The sequence below is a fragment of the Mycobacterium sp. genome, assembly GCF_002863225.1.
GTDB lineage: Bacteria > Actinomycetota > Actinomycetes > Mycobacteriales > Mycobacteriaceae > Mycobacterium.
This window is the reverse complement of the sequence record NZ_PKEK01000040.1, coordinates 117173-139990: the sequence shown is the minus strand read 5'-3', so window position 1 is coordinate 139990 and position 22818 is coordinate 117173. Positions and strand designations below refer to the sequence as shown.

Below are 22818 nucleotides of genomic sequence, written 5' to 3'. Positions count from 1 at the left end.
GAAGTGTACGGGCGCGAGCTAACCCGCGGTCGCCAGCGTTTGGGCAGTCGTGATCGCTTGGGCGACCCCGGTCACGATCGCCGCGACCTTCAGGGCCTCGAGGATCGCGTCGCGGTCGACGCCGGCTTCGCGCAGGGTGTGCTCGTGGGCGGTCACGCAATGCCCACAGCCGTTGATCGACGACACCGCGAACGACCACAACTCGAAGTTGGCCTTGGCCACACCGGGGTTGCCGATGATGTTCATCCGCAAGCCCGGGCGCAGATCGTCGTACTTGCCGTCCAGGAACCCGCGACCGCGGTAGAACACGTTGTTCATGCCCATGATCGATGCGGCGCCCAGCGCTGCCTGGTAGGCCTCGGCGGACAGCTCGTCAGCCGCCTCGGCACCGATCTCGCTCAGCACCTGCGGGTTTCGCGTCGCAGCCGCGCTGGCCAGCAATGTGCCCCAGAGCTGCTCGGTGTTGAGCACTGTGCTCCGGCTGATCGAACCGAGGTTGAGCTTGAGATCCTTGGCGTACTCCGGCAGCGCTTCTTTCAGATTGTCGATACTCATGCGCTCCTCCTCCTCATCGCTTCACTCTGCATCGTCGGAGGCGCGGCCTCATGCGCTCCTCCTCCTCATCGCGTCACTCTGCATCGTCGGCAGCGCGGCCCACGATCAGGCCGACGCCTTGAGCAGTTCGCCGGCGTCCAGGGTGGGGTCGCCCTTCTTCCAGTTGCATGCGCACAGCTCATCGGATTGCAGCGCGTCGAGCACACGCAGCACCTCGTCGACGTTGCGGCCGACCGAGCCGGCTGTGACCGAGACGAACTGAATTTCGTTGTTCGGGTCGACGATGTAGGTGACGCGGTCCGCGACACCGTCGGCGTTGAGCGCGCCGGTGGCCTCGACCAGTTCGCGCTTGAGGTCCGAAAGCATCGGGAACGGGAGCTTTTTCAGGTCATCGTGCTGGGCACGCCACTGGAAGTGCACGAACTCGTTGTCGACCGACACGCCGAGCACCTGGGTGTCGCGGTCGATGAATTCGTCGTTCAGCTTGCCGAAGGCGGCGATTTCGGTCGGGCAGACGAACGTGAAGTCCTTCGGCCAGAAGAACACCACGCGCCACTTGCCCGCGAAGTCGTTGCTGGAGATGGTGGTGAAGTAGTCCTCGGGTTGCTGCGCATTGACCTTGGACAGGTCGCCACCGATCAATGCCGTCAACTCGTAGGCCGGGAACTGGTCGCCGATGGTCAGCAGTGCCATGTCGCTCCTTAAGTCTTATTGGATTTAGTCAAGTTTTCCGTTGTTTCCATCCTGCCCGAACCACACTTTGAATGAAAGGTGATTTTTCCCACTACACTCATAGGCATGACCGATAAGAGTTATCAGCCGACGATTGCCGGCATGCGGGCGTTTGTCGCTATTGCCGAGAAGCAACATTTCGGCAGTGCTGCAACAACTCTCGGTGTCAGCCAGTCCACTCTTTCGCAGGCATTGTCGGCGCTGGAGACCGGCATCGGAGTACAGCTCGTCGAACGATCGACGCGACGCGTTTTTCTGACCGAGGAAGGCCACGCACTGCTGCCACAAGCCCAGGCGGTGATCGAGGCCGCGACCGCGTTCAGCGCGGCCGCGGCAGGTTCGGCCGACCCACTGCAGGGCAGCATCCGGTTGGGCCTGATTCCGACCGTCGCACCGTACGTGTTGCCCACCCTGCTCGCCGGATTGGCCGACCGACTGCCCGGCCTGACCCTGCGGGTGATCGAAGACCAGACCGAACGACTGCTGAACGGGCTGCGTGAGGGGTCGGTCGACGCGGCGCTCGTCGCACTGCCCTCCGACGCCGGCGGCATGACCGAGATCCCGATCTATGACGAGGATTTTGTGCTGGCGCTGCCACCGGGCCACCCGCTGGCCGGGAAGCGCCGAGTCCCGCCGACCGCACTGGCCGAATTGCCCCTGCTGCTGCTCGATGACGGCCACTGCTTGCGCGATCAGGCGCTCGATGTCTGCCGCAAAGCGGGCGTGCACGCCGATTTGGCCGACACCCGCGCCGCATCGCTGGCCACGGCGGTGCAATGCGTCGCCGGCGGGCTGGGCGTGACGCTGATCCCGCAGAGCGCGGTGTCCGTCGAGAGCGTGCGCAGCCACTTGGAGCTGGCGTACTTCGCCTCGCCCCGGCCGGGTCGCCGGATCGGGCTGGTGTTCCGCTCGTCGAGCAGACGCGAAGGCCCCTATCGGCATTTGGCCGCCGAGATCGGCCAGCTGCTCGCCGACGACCAGCAGGTACGGCCTGTGCACTAGCCACGGGCACCCCAGCACACCGGCCGAAATGAACGTGTTCTAGTTTCGCTTGATGTTGGACTTCACGCTGGAGAACATCAGCGCCGAGGAGGTCGAGCGGCTGCGGGCGATCTACCAGCCGTTGGCCGAATCCGTTCGGGAGTTGATCGACGCGACGGTCCGGACCGAGGTGGAGGCGACCGCCGTCGCCGCCGCAAAGGCCGAAATCGACTCGGCCACAGCACGTTTGCGACAGAAGCAAACCGATGGCAGCTTCGGGGTGCGCTACCTGGCCTCGGGCGAGCGGATGGCTTGGGGCAACGCCGTCATCGGCATTCGGAACCCGATTGCCCCTCCGGTGCAGATCCACCGCGCGGCCGACGGCACATCGGTCTGCGATTTCCACCTGGGCGCCGCCTACGAGGGGCCGCCCGGTCACGTTCACGGTGGCGTCGCCGCGCTGTTGCTCGACCACCTGCTGGGGGAGGCCGCCAGCGACGGCATCAATCCGCGCCTGACCGGCACGATCAGCTTTCGCTACGTACGGGCCACCCGGCTCGGCGACCTGCATGCCGAGGCGAGGATCACCCGCACCGAAGGGGTGAAGACCTACGCGGTCGGCCACCTCGCCGACGCCGAGGGGATCACCGTCGAAGCAGAAGGCGTATTCATTCAGCCGCGCTGGGCGCGCGAGCGCTCCGAATAAGTTGCGACTGTGGAAAAGGTAATCGCGGTCCTGCGGGCGACCGACCGGGACGAGGCCTGGTGCGAGCGACAGCGGGGTTCGGTCGCCGACGCGGTCCTGGCGCTCGGAGTCGCCGGCTTGACCGTCAACGTTCGCGACGCGGCGGTCAGCAAGTCGCTGATGACGTTGACGACGCTCGACCCGCCCGCGTGCGCCGTCGTCGGCATCTGGACCCCGCAGTGCTACGGCGATCACGTCGCTGCAGCGTTGCGGCTGCTGGCGGCCGAATGCGATCAGCTCGCCGCATATCTGGTCACCGAATCGACCCCACTGCTCGCTCCGGCCGAACTAGGCCGGCGCACAGCAGGTTTGGCGAATGTCGCACTGCTACGCCGGCCGGCCGAGCTGGATTACCCGACCTGGTTGCACCGTTGGCAGCACGACCACACGCCGGTGGCAATCGAGACTCAGTCGACGTTCGGGTACACCCAGAACGCGGTCGTTCGTGCCCTGACCCCGGACGCGCCGCCACTGGCGGGCATCGTCGAGGAGCTGTTTCCGATCGAGGCGGTGACCGACCTGCGGGCGTTCTTCGGCGCCGCCGACGACGCTGATCTGCAGCAGCGATTGTCCCGGATGGTCGCCAGCACGTCGGCGTTCGGCGCCAACGAGAACATCGACACCGTGCCCACCAGCCGCTACGTGCTCAAGACACCCTTCCAAACCTGAGGAGACCGGTGATACTCCAGATCGACGACCAGAACCGGGTGCGCACCCTTACCCTGAATCGGCCTGACGTGCTCAACGCGTTCAACGAGGCGCTTTACGAAGCGACCGCCGTGGCCCTGCAGCAGGCTGCCGAGGACCCTGAGATCGCCGTGGTGTTACTGACCGGGGCAGGCCGCGCCTTCAGCGCCGGCAACGACCTCAAGGAGATGCAGGCGCGCATCACCGACCCCGCGATGGCCAACCAAGGCTCCCATTTCACCGCGATGATCGACGCGCTCACCCGGTTCCCCAAGCCGTTGATCTGCGCGGTCAACGGGGTCGGCGTCGGAATTGGCGCCACGATCCTGGGATATGCCGATCTTGCCTTCATGTCGTCGACGGCACGGCTGAAGTGCCCCTTCACCAGCCTGGGTGTCGCACCCGAGGCCGCGTCGTCGTATCTGCTCCCGCAATTGATCGGCCGCCAGAACGCGGCCTGGCTGCTGATGTCCTCGGAATGGCTGAGTGCGCAGGAAGCACTGGCCATGGGCATGGTCTGGAAGGTGTGCGAGCCCGAGGAACTGCTGACCGAAGCCCGTCGGCACGCGGAAATTCTCTCCGCCCGGTCGATTCCGAGCCTGATCGCGGTCAAGCAATCGATCGCCGAACCGATCCAGCCTGACATCGCCGCAGCAACGGAGCGCGAGAATGCGCATTTCGCACAGCTCTTGGGCGGTCAGGCGAATGCGGCGGCGTTGGCGGACTTCACCGCCAAGCGGGGCGGGTGACGACTAGCTGCCGGTCGGCTGCAACTGCGCGGCGGCCTCGATGATCGCCCGCACCGTGCGCCGGCAACGACCGCAGTCCAGACCCGCGCCGCACTTCGCGGCCACTTCTTTCGACGTCGATGCGCCTTCGGCGACCGCGTCGGACACCACCTGGCTGGTGACACCTTCACAGAGACAGACGTACATCAGCGAACCCCGTCGCTATGGGTCTTCGGTGACCGCGCCGCTCGCATGTAGGCAAGTCTAACCTAACTTAGTTCGCGAAGGCTATCCTTACTTAGGATAGCCTCTGACCAGCACTTTTAGTTAAAACGCGGTCCAAATCAACGCGCCGATGTCGGCGATTTCGACTAGATTCGACGTGGCGGGCGGTGGCGTTACAGCCCAACTCCACCGCCATTCGCCGCGACTCGAAGCGTGCCCAGGGGAGAATTAAGGAGCGACCGTGCAAGGTGATCCCGACGTTTTGCGCCTTCTGAACGAACAGCTGACCAGCGAACTCACCGCGATCAACCAGTACTTTCTGCACTCCAAGATGCAGGAGAATTGGGGTTTCACCGAATTGGCGGGTCACACCCGCGCCGAATCCTTCGACGAGATGCGGCACGCCGAGGCGATCACCGATCGCATCCTGCTGCTCGACGGGCTGCCGAACTACCAGCGACTCTTCTCGTTGCGCATCGGCCAGACGCTGCGCGAGCAGTTCGAAGCCGACCTGGCCATCGAGTACGACGTGCTGAACCGGCTGCGACCGGGTGTCGTCATGTGCCGCGAGAAGCAGGACTCGACCAGTGCCACGCTGCTGGAAGGCATCATCGCCGACGAGGAAAACCACGTCGATTACCTCGAGACTCAACTCGAACTGATGGACAAGCTCGGCGAGGAGCTCTACTCGGCCCAGTGCGTCTCGCGTCCGCCGTCGACGGGTCAAGCCGGCGGTTGAGCGGGTATAGCCGCCGTGTATGACTAGCGCACAGACAGCAGTCCCACCGGGCCAGGAGCTCACTGGTGGGCTGGTCAGCCCGCAGCGGCGCAACTTCGTTTTCCTGGCGATCGTGCTGGGAATGCTGCTCGCTGCGCTCGACCAGACCGTCGTCGCGACCGCGCTGCCGACGATCGTCGCCGATCTGGGCGGAGCGGGGCATCAGTCCTGGGTTGTCACCAGCTACCTGTTGGCCTCGACGATCGTGACCGCCCTGGTCGGCCGGCTCGGTGACCTGTTCGGCCGCAAAACGATATTCCAAGCGGCAGTGCTGTTCTTCGTCGCCGGCTCGGTGCTGTGCGGGCTGGCGCAGTCGATGACCATGCTGGTCGGTGCCCGGGCCCTGCAAGGCATCGGTGGCGGCGCCATCGCGGTGACGGCCACCGCGCTGATCGGCGAGGTAATCCCGCTGCGGGATCGCGGCCGCTATCAGGGGGCGCTGGGCGCGGTGTTCGGTGTGACGACAGTGATCGGCCCGCTGCTCGGCGGCTTTTTCACCGATCATCTGACGTGGCGCTGGGCGTTCTGGATCAACGTGCCCGTCTCGGTGGTGGTCTTTGTCGTTGCGACGGCGGCGATTCCGTCACTGGCGGCCCGAGCCAAGCCGGTGATCGACTACGCGGGCATCGTGTTCGTCGGCCTCGGGGCGACCGGTCTGACACTCGCCACCAGCTGGGGTGGCACCACGTACGCCTGGGGATCGGTGACGATCATCGGGCTGTTCGTCGCCTCCGCGGCGTCACTCGGGGTATTCGTGTGGGTCGAAAGCCGTTCGTCCGGGCCTGATTCCGCGCCGATCCTGCCGACCCGACTGTTCGCCAACCCGGTGTTCACGGTGTGCTGCGTGCTCTCGTTCGTGGTCGGGTTCGCCATGCTGGGTGCGCTGACCTTCCTGCCGACCTACATGCAGTTCGTCAACGGGGTCTCGGCGACCACATCGGGCCTGCGGACGTTGCCGATGGTCGCGGGCATGCTGTCGACGTCGATGGGCAGCGGTGTCGTGGTCGGACGCACCGGCCGCTACAAGATCTTCCCCGTCGCCGGCACCGCAGTGATGGCACTCGCGTTCCTGCTGATGTCGCGGATGGACCCGTCGACATCGACACTGCTGCAATCGATCTACCTCCTGATCCTCGGGGCGGGAATCGGTTCGTGCATGCAGGTCCTGGTTCTGATCGTGCAGAACACGTCCGAATTCGAGGACCTCGGCGTCGCCACCTCAGGGGTCACCTTCTTCAGGACCATCGGCAGCTCCTTCGGCGCGGCGATCTTCGGCTCGCTGTTCACCAACTTCCTGCACGGCCGCATCGGTCCGGCGTTGGCGGCGGCGGGAGCCCCTGCGGCGGCGGCGAATTCGCCCGAGGCACTGCACCTACTGTCCCGCGCCCAGGCCGCGCCGATCGTCGATGCCTACGCCGCGTCGCTCACCGAGGTGTTCTTCTGGGCGATCCCCGTCGCACTGGTCGGACTCGTGCTGGCACTGTTCCTGCGCGAGGTGCCGCTGCGTGACATCGGCCAGAACGCCGCCGACCTCGGCGACGGGTTCGCCATGCCGACCACACAGACGCCGGAGGAGTTGCTGGAAAACGCAATCGGGCGCCTCACCCGGGGCCAGCCGGGCATGCGGTTGCGCAGCGTCGCACTGCGGCCCGACTGTCGGCTGGACGTGGCCGAGCTGTGGGCATTACTGCGGATCAACCGCTACCAGCGCGCTTTCGGCATCGCCCGGATCACCGACATCGGCGAGCAGCTCGGCATCCCCTACGAAGTGCTCGAACCCACCTTCGACCGGCTGGTCCGCGGCGGGTACGCGCAACGCGACATCGATCGGCTGTGGCTCACCCCGGCCGGCAGCCGCGAGGTCGACTTCGTCTCGTCGCTGCTCCAGGACTGGATCGTCGACAAGCTCACCCGTTCGACGAATTTCGAGATCCGCCCCGACCGGGCACAGGTCGAGGCGGCGCTGAATCGGATCACCCACCGGATCGTCACGCAACCCGACTGGGACGACGACGCGTCCCACATTTCTGAGCTTGCTACCCAGAAACTTCCGGTCGGACTTCCCCGACCGCGCCCCGGCGTAGCATCCACCCATGAGCCGAATCGGAACCTTCCCAGATGACGACCTTGCCGGCTGGATCCTGAAGTCACCCGAACTGGGCGGCGCGATGGCCGGCTTCAGCGACGCGGTCTACAACCGCAACCGATTGCCAATGCGCACAAGGGAACTGGCCCGGATTGTGATCGCGCACAGCAACGAGTGTGAAGTCTGCGTGAACACCCGCGACGGCGACGGTCTGGCCAACGGAGTCGACGAAGATCTCTACGACCACGCCGACCAGTGGCGAACCTGGCCGGGCTACAGCGACCAGGAGCGTATCGCCGCCGAGTTCGCTTACCGGTTCGCCACCGAGCACACAGCGCTACGCGATGACGAGGATTTCTGGGCCCGGGCCGGTGCGCACTTCTCCGAGGAGCTGCTCGCCGACCTGGCACTGTCCTGCGCGATGTGGGTGGGCATGGGCCGCGTCCTGCGCACCTTGGACATCGGCCAATCCTGCAAGCTGACCCTGCCCAGTCGGGTATGACCAACCGACGTCGATAGCCCGGGGCCCATCCGTCACACGGCAGATGACCACCACACCGCTGGCCGCGGCGGCGATCGCCAAGCTCGAGGCCGAAGGAGTCAGCACCGTCATCGGCACGGTGGTCAATCCGGCCGGCCTCACCCAGGCCAAGACCGTGCCGATCCGCCGCACCAACGCCTTCGCCGATCCGGGTCTGGGCGCCAGCCCGGTCTGGCATGCCTTCGCGATCGACCAGACCGGTATCGCGGTGACCGATCAGTTCGGTGTCGTCGGCGATCAGCGCATCCGCATCGACCTGTCCGCTCTTCGTATTCTCGGCGATGGCCTGGCGTGGGCACCGGGCTCGTTCTTCGATCAGAACGGCACCGGAGTGCCGGCGTGCAGCCGGGGAACGTTGCACCGCATCGAAACCGCCCTCGCAGCGGCGGGCATCGAGGCGATGGTCGGCCACGAGATCGAGTTCCTGCTCGTCGCACCGAACGGCCACCCGCTGCCGGCTACGGTCTGGTCGCAGTACGGTCTGGCCGGTGTGCTCGAATACGAGGCCTTCGTCCGTGACGTCATCGCCGCGACGTCGGTGTCCGGCATCGCGCTCGAGCAACTACACCCCGAATACGGGACCAACCAGTTCGAGATCTCGCTGGGGCCGCAACCACCGGTCGCCTCGGTCGACCAGTTGATCCTCACCAAGATCGTCGTCAGCCGTGTCGCGCGGCGCTACGGGATGCGGGTCAGTTTCTCGCCGGCGCCGTTCGTCGACGACGCCGGATGCGGTGCCCATCAACACTTCTCGCTGACCACTGCAGCCGGGCCGGTATTCTCCGACGGCGCGGGCGCCCGCGGGATGACCAGCATGGGTGAGGCCGCGGTCGCCGGTTTGATTCGTGGCCTGGCCGAAGCCCAAGGCGTGCTGTGCGGTTCGATCGTGTCCGGACTGCGGTTACGTCCCGGCAATTGGGCCGGCAGCTACCTCTGCTGGGGCACCGAGAACAGGGAAGCGGCGGTGCGGTTCGTCGTCGGCGGTCCGGCCAATCCGCACGGCAGCAACGTCGAGGTCAAGGCTGTCGACCCGTCGGCCAACCCGTACTTCGCAACCGCCGCCATCCTGGGATTGGCGTTGGACGGAATCCGGGACACGGCGTCGCTGCCGACCGAGGTCAACATCGACCCGGCAACCCTGAGCGAAGCCGATCGGCGGCGGGCCGGCATCGCGTCGCTGTCGACGTCTCAAGCAAAAAGCATTGCAGCACTGGATCAATCGCAACGGCTGCGCGACATCCTCGGCGATCCCGCCGTCGACGCCACCGTCGCGGTGCGCCGCTTCGAGCGCGAGCGCTACGCCCACCTCAACCGCGAACAGCTGGCCGACAAGTTCCGGATGGCGTGGAGCCTGTAGTGGACTCGGCATTGGCGCGGCATATCGCTGCGGTGACGCTGATCGACCAGCACATGCACGGTTGCTGGACGTCGGCAGGGGACCGTCGCCGGTTCGAGAACGCCCTCAACGAGGCCAACACCGACCAAATGGCCGAGTTCGACTCCGGATTCGACACGCAACTCGGCTTCGCCGTCCGCGCGCACTGCGCGCCGCTGCTCGGACTGCCGAAACACGCTGAGCCGCAGGACTACTGGCGCCGTCGAAGTGAGCACACAGAAGTCGAGCTGGCCCAGTTGTTCCTGGGCGCGGCAGGTGTCGGCGACTGGCTGGTCGACACCGGTTACGCGGCGGGCGTCGCCGGCGTCGCGCAGGTCTCCCAGTGGTCCGGCAACCGTGCCCACGAAATCGTCCGGCTGGAACAGGTGGCCGAGCAAGCCGCCGCTTCACCGGGCGATTACGCGTCGTCGTTCGAAGACATCCTGACCCGGCGGTCGGCCGGCGCGGTCGGCACCAAGTCGATTCTGGCCTACCGCGGCGGGTTCCCCGGCGACCTGAGCGAGCCGACGAGTGCTGAGGTCGCGACCGCCGCCGCGAGGTGGCGAGACAGTGGCGGCACGCGACTCACCGACCGGGTGCTGCTGCGCTTCGGCCTGCATCAGGCGCTGCGGGTGGGCAAGCCGTTGCAGTTCCACGTCGGCTTCGGCGACCGGGAATGCGATCTGCGTGGCGCCAATCCGCTGCATCTGCAGCCGTTTCTGCAGTGCTCCGGCCAGACGCCGATCGTCTTGCTGCACTGTTATCCCTACGAGCGCGAGGCAGGTTACCTGGCCCAAGCGTTCAACAACGTCTACGTCGACGCCGGTCTGAGCGTCAACCACCTGGGCGCACGCGCACCGGAACTCATCGCACGACTGCTGGAACTCGCCCCATTCCGCAAGATCGTGTACTCCTCGGACGGCTTCGGCCCGGCCGAGCTGCACTATCTCGGTGCAGCATTGTGGCGCAGCGGAATTCACCACGTGCTGCGCGGCTTCGTCGAGAACGGTCACTGGAGCCTGTCCGACGCCGTTCGGGTGGTCGACCTGATCGCCCACGAAACGTCGGCCCGCATCTACCGGCTGAACGAGGTGTGACGCAGGTCAAATCCGGGTACAGCGGCGCTATGGCGACGACGCTGGGCGGGATCAAGGACTGGGTGCGAGAGCAGGTCGCTTCGCGCGTCCCCAAAGCCGATCTGGACCAGCGCGACCCCGACTACATCCGCGACCAGCTACCCCGAACCTGGCTGCTGGCCTCGCTGTACTTCCGCGCCGACGTCCAGCACCTGAACCGGATCCCCGCCGAAGGTCCCGTCCTTCTCGTCGGCAACCACAGCGGCGGCAACGTTCCGCCGGATACTTTCGTCTTCACCCTGGCGTTCTGCTCCTACTTCGGTGTCGAGCGACCGTTCTATCAACTGGCGCACAATCTGGTGGTCTCAGCGCCGCCGCTGGGATGGCTCCGCAAGTTCGGCACCGTCGCCGCCAACCCCGACAACGCCCGACTCGCGCTGGAATCCGGGGCGGCACTGCTCGTCTATCCCGGCGGTGACTACGAGGTCTTTCGACCGTCGTGGGAGCGCCACAAGGTCGATTTCGACGGCCGGATGGGCTACGTCAAGCTGGCCCGGGAAGCCGGCGTCCCTATCGTGCCGGTGGCCAGCGTCGGCGGCCAGGAGGCTGCGTTGTTCATCTCCCGCGGGCAGTGGTTGGCGAAGCTGCTGATGGCGGACAAGTTGTTGCGGCTCAAGAGCATTCCGATCTCGTTGGCGTTCCCGTGGGGCTTGAACATCAGCGACCTGGCCGGGCACATCCCGCTGCCGACGAAAATCGCGATCGAAGTGCAGCACCCCATCGAGGTGGACGGTGACGATCAGGCGGTGCACGACAAGGTGATGGCCAGCCTGCAGGGCGGCGTGGACCGGCTCGCCTCGCGGCGGCGATTCCCGGTGATCGGCTGATGCGCGTCGACCGCAGCAGCGTCATCGCTGCCGACCGCGACGTGGTGTGGAAGATCGTCAGCGATCCGGACCGCTATCCGTCGTTCATGTCCCGGCTGGAACGCTGGGAGAGCGCCAACGATCAGGCGCTCGGCGTCGGCGCCCGCTACCACGTGCATTGGAAGATCGGCTCCGTGCCCGTCGGCGGCCTGATGGAAGTCGTGGAGTTCGACGAGCGACGGGACCTCGCCTGGGTCGGCATCACCGGAATCACGCTGCGCGGCCGAATTCGGTTGCGCGACGCGGGGAATGGTCAGACAAAGGTGATATTCCGGTTGTCCTACCAGGCGCCCGGTGGGATCTGGGGTTACATCGCCGACCGGGTCGCGGTGGGACAGGTGAACCGGATCGTCGGCGAAACGCTCAAGCGACTCAAGCAGATCGCCGAACTGGGCGGTTGAGGCCGAGAAGTTCGCTGATCTCGCGTTAAACGCTGTCGCAGAACTCGTGGCAATCGTTGACGACCGTCATTGACGATCGTCAATTAGTGGGCGTAACGTGTCGACATGCCCTCGACGGACGCACCCCCCGCGGCCCAGTCGCCCGGCACGACGAGCGTCCGCGAGGCGCGCCGACTCGAAACCCGGAGCCGCCTCTTCGATGCTGCGCTCGCCGAGATCGCCCGACGCGGATTGGCAATGGCCGACGTGGCGGCCATTGCGGCTGCTGCCGGCGTGGTCAGAGGAACGTTTTATTTCCATTTCCCGACCAAAGTGCACGTACTGGTCGAGTTGGAACGCAACGAGGAGGCTCGGATCGTCGCCGAGCTCCGCGAGGCCGACGCCGACCTGGAGTCGGTGCTGTCGCAGCTGGTAGAGCACGTGCTTGATGCTCAGAAACGGTTGGGCGCGAAGATATTTCGAGACATGCTCGGCCTGCATTTTTCGTCGTCGCATCCAGTCGGGGACCAGCTGACACAGCATCCACTTGCCGAGTACCTGATCGAAATCTTCGACCGCGCACAATCGATCGACCAAATCGACGCGGGGGCTGACGCAGCAGAACTGGCGACGTTCTTTCTCACCGGATTATTCGCATTACTGGCTACCGGCGTCGAGGACGCTGCGCTGTTGAGTCGTTACGTGACAACGATTGTCAAAGGAATGGAGAACCGATGAATGGCACGGTCGAAGGTTACCGGGAGTTTCTCGCCCAACGCGATGGCAAAGCCGACCTACTGAACAGGCAGCTCGCCAACCGCGAGGAGTTCTTTCACGACCTCGAGGTGAACCCTGTTCGTTCCGCCCATCCTGCGGACCGGGACGTATTCCTACGTAATTTGCGCCGGCGCCGGCCGGAACCCGGCTTGGACGACAAGATGCTGTTCTTGCTGGCGACGGCGAAGTTGAACCAGGCCGAACGATTCGGAGTGGGGCTCGGCGAGACCTACGGGCGTAACAGTGATGAGAATCTGCCGCCGGAGAACGTCTATCTGGAGCTCGAGGAGCACTACCACACCCGTCTGCTCGCGTACGCCCTCGACGTTTTCGATCTGACTTTTCAGGTGGTGCCGCCACCCTTCGTGATGCGACAGTTCGTCAAGACAGGCGTGTTTATGCCGCCGCGCCTGGGCTTTCTATTTGTCGGAGCCGCAGAGATGGCCGGCTGCATCATGTTCGACGAGTTGCGACGGGTTGGTATCCGCCTTTTCGCCGACGAGCCAGTGGTCTCCGAACGCATCGAACTGCTCTACAGCGAGATCCTCACCGACGAAATCGGGCACGTGGGCTACTGCGCCTCACGCTGCACCGCTGCGGAGCGAGCCGCAATGCGCCGGATATACCCCTACATCGGAAGGCTTTTCGCACGCCAGACCGCTGAAATCAGCCTCTTGATAGATCCCGCCGCCCTACACGCGCGGCTCGATCGGCCATTCAGGATCGAAGATCTCGCCGATGGTTTGAAGAACGAAACCTATTGCGTCACACACCCATAAACCTTCAACACGGCACCGAAGGTCAGATCAGCCCGGTCGCGTCGAAAATCCACGACGTGTCCGCTTTCGCGAGGTCTTCCATCCACGTCGCCGGGGCGTGGTTGGTCAGACCGCCCATGTCCCAGTAGTCCTTCCACAGCGTCACCTTGCCGCCGTCGACGCGGTGCACCGAAACAAATTGCAGCACAGCGGTTTCCCCGCTCGTCCAGTTCCACGTCTCGGAATGCTCGTACATCACGTCGGAGCCGTTGGACAGCAGCACCCCGTCGTGGTTCTCATAGCCGGCCAGCGGTTCGAGCCCGACCTTGAGTCGCTTGACGATGTCGTCGGGTCCGCGCGCAGCCAAGGTCGGCCCCACCGGCATGTCGACATAGACGCAGTCGTAGGACAAGAACCGTTTGACACCCTCCCAGTCGCGGCCCGACAGGGCCTTCCACAAACCGAGCACCGTTTCGTCGACTGACATGGACTAAGGCTGACAGGCAACCCCCGTGCCGGGCAAGGTCCGCGCTTCTTTACAGTCTGCCCAGGCAACGAGGCGCGCCAGGAGGACAGGGATGCTCAAGCTGCGATCACGACGCACACGAGCCCGCGAGACCAGTGCATCGCCGTTCTTGCCGGACTGGACACCCAGAGCGGCGCAATACGGCGTGGGCATTCACCACAACGTCGCAGTGAAGATGAGCGACGGTGTGCAGCTGAGGGTGGACATTCATTACCCCACCGACCGCGACTCCGGTGAGCCCGCGCCCGGACCCTTCCCGGTGCTGATGTCGTTGACGCCGTACGGCAAGAAGGCTCCGCCGCCGGCCGCGCAGATCGGCGGCGGCCCGACCCCGTTTTTGATCAAGCGGGGCTACATCGAGGTGATGGTCGACGTCCGCGGGTGCGGTGTCTCCGAGGGTGCATTCCAGATGTTCGGCGAGCGCCAGACGCAGGACGGGGTAGAGCTGGTCGAATGGGCCGCCAAGCTGCCCAACGCCAACGGACGGGTCGGCATGTTCGGGGTGTCCTACCTGGGGATCAATCAGCTGTTCACCGCAGCCGCTGTCGGTCCGGATTCGCCGCTCAAAGCGATCTTCCCGGTGATGGCCGCACGTGATTTCTACCGCGACGCCGCCGCCATGGGCGGAGCACCGCACCTGCGCACTGTGCGGGCGTACGGCGGGGTGTACCGCCTGCTGAATGTCGTCAACCCGGCGTTGGAGGTGATCAATCGTGGCAAGCACGCCCGGCCCCGCGCCGGTGGCATTGCCGGGGTTCGCCAGCGCGGGCGAGCACAGCGCGGCTACTTCCGCCCGCTGATCGCCGACGCGGTGGCGGGCGGAGAGACAGCGTTCGACGAGAAATTCTGGGAGGCGTTGCGCCCCGCCATGGTGCTCCCGCAGATCGTCGCCAACAACGTGGCGGTGTTCTTGGTCGGCGGTTGGCATGACGCTTTCCAGCGCGGTGTTCCGCTGAATTACGCCGCACTGCAGCGCGCCTTCGCGGGCCAGCCGGACGAGCAGCCGATGCAACCCGGCCAGCCGGTCTCGGAGAATCTGCGGCTGCTGATGGGCCCCTGGTATCACGTCTCCAATTACGGTGGGCTGCACCTTCAGTCGATTCAGCTGCGCTGGTTCGATCACTGGTTGAACGACCACGACGATGCGGCGATCTCCGGGGATCCCTTCACCTTTCAGCCCGTCGGTAGCGCGCGCTGGTTCCACGCCCGCAACTATCCGTTGGACCAAGCGACCCCGACCCGGTTCTACCTGTCCGAGGGGGGTCACCTCACCGCCGACAGTTCCGCGGAAACCTCAACGGCCACAGTGAAATACGTGGGCCGCGGCCCGGTGGCCGGTCGAAGCGTGGAGCAGTGGACACTCGGGATGACCAGCTTCATCCGCAGTCAGCGCGGAAAGAACATCCGCTACGACCAGGACAACCGGCGGTTGCAGCGCGGTGCGCTGACCTACACCACCGAGGCCTTCGCGACGCCGACGCTGATCGCCGGGCCGATCACCCTGACGCTGCACGCCACCGCCGACACCAGTGAATCGTTGTGGGTGGCCCACATCGACGACGTCGCACCGGACGGCTCGTCGCGACCGCTGACCCAGGGGGCGCTGCTGGGCTCGCATCGGAAACTGGACCCGGAGCGCACGTGGTATCTGCCCGACGGCACCGTCCTCAAGCCGCATCACACCAGCACTCGCGCCGCGGTCAAGCCGGTCGTGCCGGGGGAGCTCACGCAATACGACATCGAGGTCTTCCCGACCGCAGCCATGCTCGACTCCGGCCACCGGTTGCGGCTGACCGTCACCACCTTCGACTTTCCGCACCTCGTGCCGACCGTGCCCGCGCGCCGCGCTCTGGCGGGAGGCACCTACCGACTGCACCAAGGCGGCGCGACGCCGTCGCATCTGCTCATCCCGGTTGCCGACCCCAGCAGCTTCGACTGACCCAGTGCGGCAGCGTCATCCGCGCACAACGGCGGGTTTTGGCGCATACTCGCGTTGATGACGTCCTTACAGCGATACATCGCCGAAGAGATCGCCACCGACCACGTCGATGGATTGCTGACCAGACGCGAAGCCATGCGCCGGCTGACCCTGCTCGGGCTCGGCAGCGGTGCCGCGGCCGCATTGATCGCCGGCTGCACCGACCACGAAACCCGACCGCTGCACTCCAGTGCCGGCGAGGGTATCGAGCCACCCGGCGCGAAGCAGGCGCTGCCCACCGAGCCGATCACCTGGGGCGGACCCCGCGGAGAACTGCAGGGCGCGTGGGCGCAATCCCACAACGCCCGCCGCGGGGTCTTGGTGATCCACGAGAACAAGGGCCTCACCGACTGGGTCCGCTCGGTGGCCGAACGGTTCGCCGGCGCCGGTTACTCGGCGCTGGCCGTCGACCTGCTCTCCGAAGAAGGTGGCACCGGCACGTTCAGCGACCCGGCCAAAGCCACCGCCGCGCTGGCCGCCGCGCCGCAGGACCGGTTTCTCGCCGACCTGAACTCCGGCATCACCGAACTACAGAACCGCGTGCCGGGCGGCAAGATCGCGGTCGTCGGCTTCTGCTTTGGCGGGGGGCTGGTGTGGCAGCTACTGGCCTCCCACAATGCCCGCCTGTCGGCGGCGGTCCCGTTCTACGGCCCGTTGCCGGACAACCCCGACTTCAGTGGCGACAAGGCCACCGCGGTGCTGGCGTTCTACGGCGCCCGAGACAAACGCGTCACCGATTCGGAGCCGTCGGCGCGAGCCGCGCTCGAGCGTGCCGGCCTGATCCACGACATCGTCATCGAACCGGACGCCGACCACGCTTTTTTCAACGACGGCGGACCGCGCTACAACGCGGCCGCGGCCGCCGATGCCTGGCATCGGGTGCTGGACTGGTTTGGTCGCTATCTGTCTTAGCGGCATGATGCGTGCGTGACCTCTCCGCCGCCCGTCATCACGCTGCGCCAAATCCTCGACTCGTTCGATCTCGACCAAGTCAACGCGGAGTTCTTCGTCGGCCGGCAACTCGACGAAATCGCGCACCACATCTCCGGCGGTCACATCGCTGCGCAGGCCTTGATGGCGGCCGCGCGAACAGCGACCGACCGCTTACCGCACAGCATGCACATGTACTTCCTGCGGGCCGGTGACGCCCGCCGGCCGGTCGACTTCGAGGTCACCACGTTGCACGACGGTGGCACGTTCTCGGCGCGGCGGGTGACCGCGCGCCAGTTCGGTTCGATCCTGCTGGAGGGGGTCATGTCGTTCAGCAGATCCGTCGAAAGCATTGTCTACCAGCAGCTTCCGCCGGAGCTCCCAGACCCTGAATCGGTGCCGAACTTCGCCGAGCAGCACCGCGGTATCGCAGACGAGCGCGACGGCTGGTGGGTCCGCGAGCAGCCGATCGACTATCGATATGTCGATCCGTCAGCCCGCCTCGCCGCGGACATCGACGAACCACCGCCCGCACGCCTGCGAATGTGGTGGCGCCCCAACGGCGTTGCCCCCGCCGATCCGGTGATCGCCGACTGTCTGGCCGCCTTCGTCGCTGGCCGCACGCTGTTGGAGTCGGCGATGATCGCGCGCCGCACCACGCCGCTCGGACCGGGCTTCTCGGCCCTGATGGATCTGGCGATGTGGTTTCACCATCCGCCCGATCTGTCGGATTGGCTTCTCTACGAACAGCATTCACCCAGCGGTATCGGTGGTCGCGGGTTGGCGCAAGGGACCATGTTCAACCGCAACGGTCAGCTGGTGTGCACCACGACGCTGGAATGCTATTTCGGCGGCAAGAAGAGCGGCTAGCGCGCGGCCATCGACCTGGCCTGCCCCAGCGCGACCGGCAGAGCCGACCAGCCGTGCAGCACGCGGGTGTCGCGGCGACTGCCCGCCCCGGCGGAGCGCACATCGGGGAAGCGGTCGAAAAACGCCCGCAGTCCCACTTCGCCTTCGGCGCGCGCCAAGGCCGCACCCAGACAGAAGTGCCGACCGCCGGAGAACGCCAGGTGCTTGCCGGCGTTGTCACGTTCGATGTCGAACGTGTTGGGATCGGGAAAGACGGCCGGGTCGCGGTTGGCCGCGGCGACGTAGATGATCACCAGCTCCCCCCGGCCAACCGGTTGGCCCGCAACCTCGGTGTCGCTCAGCGCTATTCGCGCTGTGAGCTGGACGGGGGACTCCAACCGCAGGATCTCCTCGACGGCGGTCGGCCATAGCTCGGGGCGCTCGCTGAGCGTGCGTAGGTGTTCAGGCTTGTCGAGCAGCATTCGGATTCCGTTGCCCAGCAGATTCACCGTGGTCTCGAAACCCGCCGCCAACACCAGCCCGGCGACCGCCCGGAGCTCGTCGCGGTCGAGATATGTTTCCGTCGAACCACTTTCCGCTTTGCGGATGAGCTGGCTCATCAGGTCGTCGCCGGGATCCCGGCGCAGTTTGTCCAGATGGGTGTCCAGCCAGAAGTTGAAGCCGGCGAGCCCACGCTGCACACTGCGGTACTGCGGCCAGGGGAGTCCGAAATCCAAACTGGGCGCGGCGAGTTCACCGAATTCGAGAATGCGCTGCCGATCGACCTCCGGCACTCCCAGGATGTCGCTGATGATCGCCACCGGCAACTGCGAGCAATACCGGTCGACGATGTCGACGACACCCGGCTCGCGAGACAGCTCGTTCAGCAACGACTCCGCAGTCTTCTCGACCCCGTCCCTCAGCGCGCCAACCGCGCGATGGGTGAACACCGAGGACACCGTCTTGCGGTAGCGGGTGTGGTCGGGCGGCTCGACAGCCAGCAGGGACGGCGGACGCAGCGGGTGCAACAGTTGGTCGCGGGTCCGCAGCTCGAGCCAGCTCAGCGGCGTGGGCAGATTCGACCCGATCGAGACCACCCGGAATTCGTCGGATCGCAGCAGTTCGTGCCCGATCGCGTGGTCCGCGGTGATGTGACCGAGGCGGGTCCGCACCAGCGCGCCGCGCGACCGCACCTCCTCGTAGAACGGCACGGGATTCGCCTTGACCGACGGGTCGGCGATCAATCGGGCCTGCAGATCACCCCGCCGCGCACCGAGCGACGCGGCACCGCGGACGAAGCCGTGCAACGACAACCAGTGCAACCTGTGCTTCAGTTCGATTGCCACCGATCAGGCCTCCACATCGTTTGGGCAGTGCTGGCGCCCAGCCTACGACCCGCTCCGGCGGTGCGCTGTCAGCCCAGCTCCCACTTCATGTTGCTCGCGAACGCCAGCGCGTCCTCGGATGCGGTGCCCATTGCGTGACTGCGCTCGACATACGAGCGCACCATCGGCAGAAAGTTCATCGGGTTGTAGGCGTCTTCCTCGTAACTCCAGAGGTTGTCACCGGCGTACTTGAGCACTGACAGATTGGCCGCCTGGTGAACGCTGCCGTCGCCGGGATCGCGCATCCGGTTCTGGAATTCGCAGAACACCCAGCCGCGGTCGACATCGACCGAGTGCCAGGACGTCGGGTAGAACGGCATCTCGCTGCCGGGAAAGACACTCATCGTCGAGACGATCCAGTCGCGAATCTGCTCACGGCCGTGCAGCGTGCCGTAGGTGTGCTCGACGTAGGTTGCGTCCTCGGTGAACTGATCGGCGAACCGCGACCAGTCCCAGCTGGAGCCGATCTCGACGACGACCTGCTTGTGGAGCTCGAACGCCGAGTCGATCTCCTCGCGCGACCACTGTCCGCTCATGCCTCCGCCACCTCCTTGATCCGGTTCAACGTCTTGGTCATGTCGCGGACGTTGCGCCGCTGCCTGAGCCAGCCACCGAACAGCCAGAAGTAGACGCCGACGAACGGCGAGGACGACATCCGGAACGACTCGGTGACGTCGGTCCCGTCACCGGCAGGCGCAAGCCGGTAGTGCCAGTTGTTGACGGCGCGGTCTCCGACGAGCACCTCGAAACCGAATTCGCGGCCCGGCTCGCACGCGGTGACACGGCAGACCGTCCAATACACCGGGCCGAGCTCGTTGCGCTTCACATGGCCGCGGAAGCGGGCGCCCAGCGCCGGTCCGCCGGCCCCATCCAGCCACTCGGCTTCGAACACTTCGGGGGAGTAGCGGCCGATGCTGTGGACGTCGGTGATCAGGTCCCAGATCTGGTCCGCCGGTGCCGCCATGTGAACTGTCGCAGATCCCTGCATGGGCTGATCAAAGCACGCCCGCGGGCGGCCGGTGCGCGGAAACGGCGATGTTCAGCGGGTCGCCGCGAGCAATTCCGCCAATGCCACCGGCACGTTGTCGGCCAGCTCCCAGATGTCGGGGAGCAGGTGCGGGCAGCACACCAACCCGATGTCGAGGCTGCCGTTGAGCGACATCATGCTGACGTTCAGCCCGACTCCGTTGAACGGTGGCCCCAGCGGGTACATCGCGATGATCTTCCCGCCCATCAGATATCGCTGAACAGGTGACAGCGGCACGTTCGAGATCGACATGTTGTACGGGGGCCGACGCTCGCTGAGTGCACTGCGCGCGTAGAGGCCCATGACCGTCCCGAGAACGCCCGGCGCGACGTAGTTAGCCCAGTCCTGCAGCAGGGTGGTGCGGCGTTCCGCGCCGTGCTCCTTTCCGATCGAGGCGGCCTCGGCGATCGCCTTCAACCGGTGTGCCGGATCGGCGATCTCGGTGTGCAACGGGGTGAACATCGCGGTCATGTTGTTGCGGCCCATGTCGTCGGCCGTTTCCAGAACCGCTGCGATGGGCGCCATCGCGATCAATGACTGCTCGGGCAGCGCGCCGCGATCGACGAGGTACTTGCGGACCGCTCCCGAGACCAGCGCCATCGCCACGTCGTTGACGGTGACCCCGAACGCATTCTTGACGGACTTGACCTCCGCGAGGTCCAGCTTGACGTAGCCGACGTTGCGGGGGCCGTGCACCTTGCCGTTGAACGAGGCCTTCGGCGCGGTGAACGTGCGCGGCATCGCTCTTCCCGACGCGGTGCGGCGAATGGCTTGCGCGGCAACCCGAAAGTGTGCGGGCAACACCTTGGTCAGCAGGTGCCAGGGTCGCAGCAGGAACCTCAGCAGACCATCGAGGACGATGTCACGTCGGCTGACGTGGGGAAACCCGGGCAGGGGCTGCGGTTCGGGTGCATCGATCTGGTCGCTGCTGAGCCGCAACCACATTGCCGGCCCGCTGGTCCCATCGAGAACGGAATGCTGCATTTCGAACAGCACCACGATCGCACCGCCGTCACGCGGGTCGACCTCCGAGACCCCCTCCAGCACCCACATGCGCCACAGCGGTTTGTCGCGATCCATCTGGGTGGCGATGAGTTCGCCTGCAAGATCGGATATTTCGCACCGGGAGCCGGGCGAGGGGATGCGCGCGCGCCGTAGGTGGTTGTCGATGTCGAACGCGTCGTCCTCGACCCACACCGGGGTGTCGAGGTTCAGCCTGCTGTCGGCGAGTTTCGCGCGTAACTCGGGCATCGCCGTGAGTTGACGCCTCAGGTGGTCCCGGAATCGCTCGAAGCTGTACCCGTCCTTCATCGTCGAGGTGTCCACCTCGATGGCCCCGGCGACGTTCATCGGTACGTCCGGTGTTTCGAGGTGCAGCAGGCTGGCGTCGAAGCCGCTGAGTCGCTGCGTCGTCGTCTTCATGCGCGGCGACGCTCCATCACCATCAGCGCGCCGCGGCGCGGTTCCGGGGTGATCCCGCGATAGCGACGACCTTCATCCGGTGCGATGGAGGCGCGAATGTCGATCTCACGCAACAAGACCCGCAGTGTGACGTTCTGGTGCATGTTGGCGAACACCGCCCCCACACAGCGCCGGATTCCGGCACCGTACGCCAGCCACGAAGCGCTTTCCGGCGGGTTGCCGACGAACCGATCCGGGTCGAACTTGTCGGCATCGGTAAAACTCTGCTCGGCAGCGTGTGCGCCCGCGATGTCCACCAAGATCATCGAATTCTCCGGAATCACCCACTCGCCCAACGTGATCGGACTCATCGTAGTGCGGGCGATCATCTCGATCACCGGACGGGTCCGCTGCACCTCCCAGATCGTCGCCTGGCGCAACTCGTGGCCGCCGGAGTCCTCTTCGGCCACCAGTCGGGCCAGCACGTCCGGGTGCCGGCGCAGCCGCTCGACCGCCCAGGAGATCGACGCCGAGGTGGTCTCGTGGCCGGCACCGAGCAGCGCGAAGAGTTCGTCGGCGATGTGCGCGTCGTCGATGGGCGTGCCGTCCTCGTAGCGCGCTTGCAGCAAGGTGCCGAGCACGTCGCTGCGCTCAGCCAGGTCGGGGTCGCGACGAGCCGATGCGGTCAGCGACGCGATGATCTCCTCGTAACGCCTCTTGTCCCTTTGCAAACGGCCCCAGGGGCTGCGCGGACCGAGGTCTTTGCGGACGGCCGGTGGCATGACCGCAAGACGCGACGTCCACAGCGACATCCGGGGGATGATCTCCCTGAGCTCGTTGAGGTCGCCCCCTTCTGCGTGGAAGACGGCGCGCAACAACGCATTCAGTGTCAGCCGCCTGATCGAGGGCGCACAGGCGAATTCGCGGCCTTCCGGCCAGCCGGCAATCTCACGCAGCACCTCCTCCTCGATCATGGCCTCGTGGTTGCGCATGCGGCGGCCGTTGAACGAAGGGGCCAGCAGTTTGCGACGCCGGCGATGCTCGGCTCCGTAGAGCCGCACCATCGAACCGGCCGGCAGCACCGTGTCCAGACCGGACGAATTGTCGACCAGCTCGCTGTTGATGGACAGCAGTTCCTTGATCAGCTTGCCCTCACCGAGCACGAGGACCTTGCCCCATACGGGCACGTTGGCCGAAAAGCACGGACCGTACCGTCGGTGCGCCGCCGCCAGCGCCTTCTGCCTCCCCGTCACGAAGACCAGGCCCTGCAACATCTTTGGCGCTCCGGGACCCGCCGGGAGGCGGGCCGGATCGGTCGCGATGCCATGACCCACGTTCACCACCCCCGGGTATTCCGACAAAAGGCTAGTCC

25 protein-coding genes are annotated in these 22818 nt (G+C 65.8%); 16 read left to right on the top strand and 9 right to left on the bottom strand.

The features are described 5' to 3' along the window. Positions 1-18 precede the first annotated feature (18 nt). Together CYU59_RS11605 and CYU59_RS11600 are read right to left on the bottom strand one after the other, a co-directional pair. Positions 19-555 (bottom strand): alkyl hydroperoxide reductase, encoded by a 537-nt coding sequence (locus tag CYU59_RS11605; protein ID WP_292989354.1) that lies wholly within the window; start codon positions 553-555, stop codon positions 19-21. Between the two features lie 105 nt (positions 556-660). After that, on the bottom strand, positions 661-1248 hold the full coding sequence (locus tag CYU59_RS11600; RefSeq protein WP_292989352.1) for a peroxiredoxin: 588 nt from the start codon (positions 1246-1248) through the stop codon (positions 661-663). 105 nt (positions 1249-1353) lie between these two features. On the opposite strand from CYU59_RS11600, the gene CYU59_RS11595 reads away from it, so the two are divergent. Genes CYU59_RS11595 through CYU59_RS11580 form a run of 4 tightly spaced genes read left to right on the top strand, consistent with a single transcriptional unit; the run spans position 1354 to position 4449 of the window. Continuing rightward, entirely contained in the window at positions 1354-2289 is a 936-nt protein-coding gene (locus CYU59_RS11595) for a hydrogen peroxide-inducible genes activator (protein WP_292989349.1), read from the top strand. Between the two features lie 52 nt (positions 2290-2341). After that, positions 2342-2974, top strand: coding sequence for a PaaI family thioesterase (locus CYU59_RS11590; protein ID WP_292989347.1), 633 nt, complete (start codon positions 2342-2344; stop codon positions 2972-2974). Between the two features lie 9 nt (positions 2975-2983). Beyond that, positions 2984-3682: an EthD domain-containing protein gene (locus CYU59_RS11585; protein ID WP_292989344.1), complete on the top strand. Its 699-nt coding sequence runs from the start codon at positions 2984-2986 to the stop codon at positions 3680-3682. Positions 3683-3690: 8 nt separating this feature from the next. Further along, positions 3691-4449 carry an enoyl-CoA hydratase-related protein gene (locus CYU59_RS11580; protein ID WP_292989341.1) on the top strand — a complete coding sequence of 253 codons (759 nt, stop codon included), beginning with the start codon at positions 3691-3693 and terminating at the stop codon, positions 4447-4449. Between the two features lie 3 nt (positions 4450-4452). Here the strand turns inward: CYU59_RS11580 and CYU59_RS11575 are convergent, their stop codons facing one another. Beyond that, positions 4453-4635 (bottom strand): (2Fe-2S)-binding protein, encoded by a 183-nt coding sequence (locus CYU59_RS11575; protein ID WP_292989339.1) that lies wholly within the window; start codon positions 4633-4635, stop codon positions 4453-4455. Positions 4636-4894: 259 nt separating this feature from the next. Between CYU59_RS11575 and bfr the strand changes: the two genes are divergently transcribed. From bfr to CYU59_RS11530, 9 genes are all read left to right on the top strand, one after another. Continuing rightward, on the top strand, positions 4895-5392 hold the full coding sequence (gene bfr / locus CYU59_RS11570) for a bacterioferritin (RefSeq protein ID WP_292989337.1): 498 nt from the start codon (positions 4895-4897) through the stop codon (positions 5390-5392). 19 nt (positions 5393-5411) lie between these two features. Then, on the top strand, positions 5412-7553 hold the full coding sequence (locus CYU59_RS11565; RefSeq protein WP_292989334.1) for an MDR family MFS transporter: 2142 nt from the start codon (positions 5412-5414) through the stop codon (positions 7551-7553). Further along, positions 7525-8019, top strand: a complete 495-nt coding sequence (locus CYU59_RS11560; RefSeq protein WP_292989331.1) for a carboxymuconolactone decarboxylase family protein — start codon at positions 7525-7527, stop codon at positions 8017-8019. Before CYU59_RS11565 ends, CYU59_RS11560 begins: the two co-directional genes overlap by 29 nt. Positions 8020-8062: 43 nt before the next feature. Beyond that, positions 8063-9415 carry a glutamine synthetase family protein gene (locus tag CYU59_RS11555; RefSeq protein WP_292989328.1) on the top strand — a complete coding sequence of 451 codons (1353 nt, stop codon included), beginning with the start codon at positions 8063-8065 and terminating at the stop codon, positions 9413-9415. A 53-nt stretch (positions 9416-9468) separates the two neighbouring features. Further along, on the top strand, positions 9469-10530 hold the full coding sequence (locus CYU59_RS11550) for an amidohydrolase family protein (RefSeq protein WP_292989750.1): 1062 nt from the start codon (positions 9469-9471) through the stop codon (positions 10528-10530). Positions 10531-10559: 29 nt separating this feature from the next. Next, positions 10560-11396, top strand: a complete 837-nt coding sequence (locus CYU59_RS11545; protein ID WP_292989326.1) for a lysophospholipid acyltransferase family protein — start codon at positions 10560-10562, stop codon at positions 11394-11396. Further along, complete coding sequence (locus CYU59_RS11540) at positions 11396-11836, top strand: SRPBCC family protein (protein WP_292989324.1); 441 nt, start codon at positions 11396-11398, stop codon at positions 11834-11836. The genes CYU59_RS11545 and CYU59_RS11540 overlap by 1 nt, the downstream gene beginning before the upstream one ends. A gap of 105 nt (positions 11837-11941) precedes the next feature. Then, positions 11942-12553: a TetR/AcrR family transcriptional regulator gene (locus CYU59_RS11535; protein WP_292989322.1), complete on the top strand. Its 612-nt coding sequence runs from the start codon at positions 11942-11944 to the stop codon at positions 12551-12553. Beyond that, the gene (locus CYU59_RS11530; protein ID WP_292989320.1) at positions 12550-13371 is read left to right on the top strand and encodes a hypothetical protein; all 822 of its coding nucleotides are present in this window, start codon (positions 12550-12552) and stop codon (positions 13369-13371) included. Before CYU59_RS11535 ends, CYU59_RS11530 begins: the two co-directional genes overlap by 4 nt. A gap of 22 nt (positions 13372-13393) precedes the next feature. On the opposite strand, the gene CYU59_RS11525 is transcribed toward CYU59_RS11530, so the two are convergent. Continuing rightward, entirely contained in the window at positions 13394-13837 is a 444-nt protein-coding gene (locus CYU59_RS11525; RefSeq protein ID WP_292989318.1) for a nuclear transport factor 2 family protein, read from the bottom strand. A 184-nt stretch (positions 13838-14021) separates the two neighbouring features. Between CYU59_RS11525 and CYU59_RS11520 the strand changes: the two genes are divergently transcribed. The 3 genes from CYU59_RS11520 to CYU59_RS11510 are packed head-to-tail and all read left to right on the top strand — an operon-like array spanning position 14022 to position 17654. Further along, positions 14022-15815, top strand: coding sequence for a CocE/NonD family hydrolase (locus tag CYU59_RS11520; RefSeq protein ID WP_292989748.1), 1794 nt, complete (start codon positions 14022-14024; stop codon positions 15813-15815). A gap of 57 nt (positions 15816-15872) precedes the next feature. Next, a complete protein-coding gene (locus CYU59_RS11515) occupies positions 15873-16766 on the top strand; it encodes a dienelactone hydrolase family protein (RefSeq protein WP_292989317.1) in 894 nt (297 codons plus the stop codon). A gap of 15 nt (positions 16767-16781) precedes the next feature. Further along, positions 16782-17654 (top strand): acyl-CoA thioesterase domain-containing protein, encoded by an 873-nt coding sequence (locus tag CYU59_RS11510; RefSeq protein ID WP_292989315.1) that lies wholly within the window; start codon positions 16782-16784, stop codon positions 17652-17654. Here the strand turns inward: CYU59_RS11510 and CYU59_RS11505 are convergent. The 5 genes from CYU59_RS11505 to CYU59_RS11485 form a co-directional block, all read right to left on the bottom strand. After that, on the bottom strand, positions 17651-18967 hold the full coding sequence (locus CYU59_RS11505) for a cytochrome P450 (RefSeq protein WP_292989745.1): 1317 nt from the start codon (positions 18965-18967) through the stop codon (positions 17651-17653). The two genes, CYU59_RS11510 and CYU59_RS11505, sit on opposite strands and share 4 nt — an antisense overlap. Positions 18968-19047: 80 nt before the next feature. Continuing rightward, a complete protein-coding gene (locus CYU59_RS11500; protein WP_292989313.1) occupies positions 19048-19554 on the bottom strand; it encodes a nuclear transport factor 2 family protein in 507 nt (168 codons plus the stop codon). Beyond that, the gene (locus tag CYU59_RS11495) at positions 19551-20006 is read right to left on the bottom strand and encodes an SRPBCC family protein (RefSeq protein ID WP_292989311.1); all 456 of its coding nucleotides are present in this window, start codon (positions 20004-20006) and stop codon (positions 19551-19553) included. Before CYU59_RS11495 ends, CYU59_RS11500 begins: the two co-directional genes overlap by 4 nt. A gap of 51 nt (positions 20007-20057) precedes the next feature. Then, positions 20058-21467 (bottom strand): wax ester/triacylglycerol synthase family O-acyltransferase, encoded by a 1410-nt coding sequence (locus tag CYU59_RS11490; RefSeq protein WP_292989309.1) that lies wholly within the window; start codon positions 21465-21467, stop codon positions 20058-20060. Further along, on the bottom strand, positions 21464-22780 hold the full coding sequence (locus CYU59_RS11485) for a cytochrome P450 (protein ID WP_292989308.1): 1317 nt from the start codon (positions 22778-22780) through the stop codon (positions 21464-21466). Before CYU59_RS11485 ends, CYU59_RS11490 begins: the two co-directional genes overlap by 4 nt. Positions 22781-22818 lie beyond the last annotated feature (38 nt).